The organism is Pseudomonas edaphica (assembly GCF_005863185.1).
Taxonomy (GTDB): domain Bacteria; phylum Pseudomonadota; class Gammaproteobacteria; order Pseudomonadales; family Pseudomonadaceae; genus Aquipseudomonas; species Aquipseudomonas edaphica.
Window position 1 is genome coordinate 1 of the sequence record NZ_VBVZ01000537.1, and the last position, 4,244, is coordinate 4,244.

General features: G+C 58.8%; 4 protein-coding genes. 3 read left to right on the plus strand and 1 reads right to left on the minus strand.

All coding sequences use genetic code 11. From position 1 onward, the window contains the following. The 3 genes from FEM54_RS25970 to FEM54_RS25980 form a co-directional block, all read left to right on the plus strand. A partial coding sequence (locus tag FEM54_RS25970; RefSeq protein WP_205894432.1) for an inhibitor of vertebrate lysozyme family protein occupies positions 1–283 on the plus strand: 283 nt, incomplete at its 5' end. Positions 284–1,012: 729 nt separating this feature from the next. Next, the gene (gene gltP / locus FEM54_RS25975; RefSeq protein ID WP_017139080.1) at positions 1,013–2,344 is read left to right on the plus strand and encodes a glutamate/aspartate:proton symporter GltP; all 1,332 of its coding nucleotides are present in this window, start codon (positions 1,013–1,015) and stop codon (positions 2,342–2,344) included. 98 nt (positions 2,345–2,442) lie between these two features. Beyond that, complete coding sequence (locus FEM54_RS25980; RefSeq protein WP_017139079.1) at positions 2,443–3,672, plus strand: nucleoside recognition domain-containing protein; 1,230 nt, start codon at positions 2,443–2,445, stop codon at positions 3,670–3,672. A 92-nt stretch (positions 3,673–3,764) separates the two neighbouring features. Here the strand turns inward: FEM54_RS25980 and FEM54_RS25985 are convergent. Further along, positions 3,765–4,244 (minus strand): ABC-type transport auxiliary lipoprotein family protein (locus tag FEM54_RS25985; protein WP_138453604.1); only part of this gene is annotated, 480 nt, incomplete at its 5' end.

The window sequence follows — 4,244 nt, forward strand, 5'->3', positions numbered from 1 at the left end:
GTCCGGTACGGCCGAGCAAATGAATGCCGTTGAAGAAGATGGCGACAAGTATTTGGTGGGGCCGCTCTGTGAGACTGCAGATACGTGCCTGAACAAGCGCCTGATCGTTGCCTTTAGCCTCGACAAGGAAGATGCCTACGCCATGTTGGTGGAAGTCCCGGCCGGTTTGCCGGCAGACAAATCCCCGACACGGCACGCCGATTACCGTTTTATCGGTAAGCCGAACGAAGGCATGCAAAAGCTGCTGATGGAGCAGCTTAAGAAAGATCCGAATTGGTACTAGGTTCCGTCTGATGCGTCTGTCGTCTGCGGCGCCGGCGTCCATAGAAAGAAGCCCCTCGCTTCTTTCTGTCTGCATCGCCCGCCAAGGGTGATGCATGACCAGGGGGCCGGGTTGCTCTGATCAATCGAGATCGGCGTGACCTACGGGTACAGGGAGTGCCTGCGCAAGGGCCGGGTCAGGTGAAAAGCTGCGACGCAAGTTCACAAGCCCTCACGCTTGCTGAACTTGCGACGGGCTTGTCACTCTCATGCTCCGCTTCTTATACGGCTCATAGCCGACAATTTCTCTTTTGCGCGCGCCTAACCATTACTTGGTGTTTCGTGGCGACCATCTATCGAGAAAATTTTGGCTGCGCCATAGGACATTTCTGGCGCCAGGTCAGTGAATTCCCAGGCATTTTCGCCAACCTGTATAAGTCGTCCAACATCTCTGAGCGAGCCGGTATTGGCCGGTTAACGGCATATTCACGGGCTTTAATGGCGGATTTGAACTGACCGTTCGGACAGCTAATTTCAAAAAAAGTCATGCCGATTCGGCATAGGGTAGGCGTTTACGGCATTAGACGTCGAACCCTTGCATGGGAATAGTTGCGCCTTTTTTCGCCTGCCAGTAAGCCATTTCGGCCATGCTGCGGTGACCTTCCATGGAGGCAAATGCGCACACTTTTTCGCTTCCGAGCGTTGCGAGTGGCGCATTTGCCTTAAGTCCACTTGAAGTAAGGGTAATGACATGAAGAAGGCAAAGCTAAGCCTCGCCTGGCAGATCCTCATCGGTTTGGTACTGGGGATCGCAATCGGTGCAGTGCTCAACCATTTCAGTGCTGAAAAAGCCTGGTGGATCAGCAATGTGTTGCAGCCAGCGGGCGATATCTTTATCCGCCTGATCAAGATGATCGTGATCCCGATTGTGATTTCCTCGCTGATTGTTGGCATCGCCGGCGTAGGGGATGCGAAGAAGCTGGGGCGGATCGGCGTCAAAACCATTCTTTACTTCGAAGTGGTCACCACCATCGCCATTGTGGTCGGCCTGTTGCTTGCCAACCTGTTCCACCCGGGCGCCGGCATCGACATGAGTACCCTGGGTACCGTCGACATTTCCAAATACACCGCCACCGCCGCCGAAGTGCAGCATGAGCATGCGTTCATCGAAACCATCCTCAACCTGATCCCATCGAATATTTTCGCTGCCGTTGCCCGTGGTGACATGCTGCCGATCATCTTCTTCTCGGTGCTGTTCGGCCTGGGCTTGTCGAGCCTCAAGCCTGAGCTGCGCGAACCGCTGGTGACCATGTTCCAGGGCGTGTCCGAGAGCATGTTCAAAGTGACCCACATGATCATGAAGTACGCCCCAATCGGTGTATTTGCCTTGATCGCGGTAACCGTCGCCAACTTCGGTTTCGCCTCCTTGCTGCCGCTGGCCAAGCTGGTGATCCTGGTTTACGTCGCCATCCTGTTCTTCGCCTTTGCGGTACTGGGCCTGATCGCCCGCCTGTTCGGCTTCTCGATTCTCAAGCTGATGCGCATCTTCAAGGATGAGTTGGTACTGGCCTACTCCACCGCCAGCTCCGAAACCGTGTTGCCGCGTGTGATCGAGAAGATGGAAGCCTACGGTGCGCCGAAGGCCATCTGCAGCTTCGTAGTGCCAACCGGCTACTCGTTCAACCTCGACGGTTCGACCCTGTACCAGAGTATCGCGGCCATCTTTATCGCCCAGCTGTATGGCATCGACCTGTCGATTGGCCAGCAACTGATGCTGGTACTGACCCTGATGGTCACCTCCAAAGGTATCGCCGGCGTGCCGGGTGTGTCCTTCGTGGTGCTGCTGGCGACTCTGGGCAGCGTGGGCATTCCGCTGGAAGGCCTGGCCTTCATCGCCGGCGTCGACCGAGTGATGGACATGGCGCGTACCGCACTTAATGTGATTGGCAACGCCCTGGCCGTTCTGGTCATCTCCCGTTGGGAAGGCATGTACGACGATGCCAAGGGCGAGCGCTACTGGAACTCGCTGCCGCACTGGCGCAGCAAAGAAGCCGCACCGACCGCACAAGCTACCCGCGGCTGATAGCACCGCTGCTTTGAAACAAACCCCGGAAAATTCCGGGGTTTGTCGTTTCTGCCAGCCCCGCTATCATTCGCCCCATCTTTCGGGGGATTCAACTGATGCTCAATGGCCTGTGGCTTGGCTTCTTTGTCGTGGCAATGGTGTCAGCACTGGCGCAATGGCTGGTTGGCGGTAATGCCGGGATTTTTGCGGCGATGGTCGAAAGCATTTTCGCCATGGCCAAACTGTCGGTGGACGTGATGGTGCTGCTGTTCGGCACCCTGACCTTATGGCTGGGCTTTTTGCGCATCGCCGAAAAAGCGGGCATCGTCGATTGGCTGGCCAAGGCGCTCGGCCCGCTGTTTCGCCGTTTGATGCCGGAAGTGCCCGCTGGCCACCCGGCCATCGGCTTGATCACCCTCAACTTCGCCGCCAATGGCCTGGGCCTGGACAACGCCGCCACGCCGATTGGCCTGAAAGCCATGAAGGCGTTGCAGGAACTCAACCCCATCCCCAACACCGCGAGCAACGCGCAGATTCTGTTCCTGGTGCTTAACGCGTCCTCGCTGACGCTGTTGCCGGTGACGATCTTCATGTACCGCGCCCAGCAAGGCGCCGCCGACCCGACGCTGGTGTTCCTGCCGATCCTGCTGGCCACCAGCGCCTCAACGCTGGTGGGCCTGTTGTCGGTGGCTGTCATGCAGCGCCTGCGCTTGTGGGACCCGGTGGTGCTGGCGTATCTGATTCCCGGCGCGCTGATGCTGGGCGGCTTTATGGCGTTGCTGGCGACACTGTCCGCCACGGCGCTGGCGGGCCTGTCGTCGATCCTCGGCAACCTGACGCTGTTTGGCTTGATCATGCTGTTTCTGGTGATCGGTGCGTTGCGCAAGGTGAAGGTGTATGAGGCATTTGTCGAAGGTGCCAAAGAGGGCTTCGATGTTGCCAAGAACCTGCTGCCGTATCTGGTGGCGATGCTCTGCGCCGTGGGCGTATTGCGCGCCTCCGGGGCGTTGGACTTTGGCCTGGAGGGGATTCGCCATGTGGTGGCCTGGACGGGCATGGACACGCGCTTTGTCGATGCATTGCCGACGGCGATGGTCAAGCCGTTCTCCGGCAGCGCGGCGCGGGCGCTGTTGATCGAGACCATGCAGGCCAAGGGCGTGGACAGCTTCCCGGCGTTGGTCGCGGCGACGATTCAGGGCAGTACCGAGACCACCTTTTATGTGTTGGCGGTGTACTTTGGTTCGGTGGGCATCCAGCGCGCGCGGCATGCGGTTGGATGTGCGTTGCTGGCGGAGTTTGCCGGCGTGGTGGCGGCAATTTCGGTGTGCTACTGGTTCTTTGGTTAAGGCTTAGATCGCGATCGCAGGCAAGCCAGCTCCCACATTTTGAGTTGTGAACACCGTCAAATGTGGGAGCTGGCTGGCCTGCGAAGAGGCACTCATCGTTTCGCAGCAGCATTGCCCTGCTGCACCACCCAATCCACCACCTGCTTATTCAACTGATCCCCTGCCTGCCCAAACGCCGCCACTACCGCTGGTACCTTTGTATCGCCGACCGGCTGCTTCACCTCAAACCGCCGACTGGCAATAATCCGCTGATCACTGCCACGCACCAGCCGCGCATCCAGGCGGATCACCACCTCCACCGCACTGCCATGGTACTCACTCTGAAACGCCTGCAGCTGCCCGCCCAGCTCGTAATCGGCCTGCAGGTTGGTCTCGTCGGTACTCAGCAGCGTCACCCGCCCATCGCGCTGGAAACCGTCCATAAACCGATTGCGCAGCAACACCGGCGTCGGGTCGCTCCAGCGTGAGTTCGCGTAGCTGCTGATCAGGTCGCCGTTTGGCACTACGGCGATGCGCGGGCTGTCGAGGAACTCGCTGCTCTGCGGCTTGGACACACGCAGCGACCAGCTCAC